This window comes from Paraburkholderia phenoliruptrix (assembly GCF_902859825.1).
Classification (GTDB): domain Bacteria; phylum Pseudomonadota; class Gammaproteobacteria; order Burkholderiales; family Burkholderiaceae; genus Paraburkholderia; species Paraburkholderia phenoliruptrix.
This window is the reverse complement of record NZ_CADIKB010000129.1, coordinates 1-506: the sequence shown is the minus strand read 5'-3', so window position 1 is coordinate 506 and position 506 is coordinate 1. Positions and strand designations below refer to the sequence as shown.

The 506-nt window shown below is 63.0% G+C and carries 1 protein-coding gene; it reads right to left on the bottom strand.

Annotated elements, in window-relative coordinates; all coding sequences use genetic code 11:
- The coding region (locus HV711_RS33275; protein WP_175145708.1) for a histidine kinase dimerization/phospho-acceptor domain-containing protein at nt 1-506 on the bottom strand (506 nt) is incomplete at both ends.

Genomic DNA, 506 nt, shown 5'->3' with positions numbered 1-506 from the left:
GGATGAACGGCACGCAGTTCGTCCAGTTCGTCGGCCAGCAAGTCAGCCAGGTCGACAGGGGCCGGCACGACATTGATCCCCAGGCCCAGCCTCGTCCTGTTGAAATCGCTCAGGTCGTCGAGGAGCGCCTGCATGCGGCCTCCGCTTCGGATCAGACGGGCGGCGGCATCCGATACATGATGGCCCGCGTTCAGCGCAGCCAGATAGGAAGCAGTCATCTGGATTGCCTGAAGCGGACTGCGCAGATCGTGCCCAAGCATGCCCAGCAGCAGGTTCCGGGTCTGCTCGACATGGGTACTGAAAAAACTGATCGACTCTGCAAGTGCCTGGTCGATCGCTTCGTTGAAACGGATCATGTCGCCCACGTCAGGGGCGTGAGGCGCGCAATCGTCCATCCACAGGCGCAGCACGCTTGCACGCAGTGCCCGATACTCGGCGGCGAGCTGGTTGATGTTGAAGCCAGCCCGCGCCCTGAGCAGCGCATGGGTTTGCGCCGCCGTCTCGGT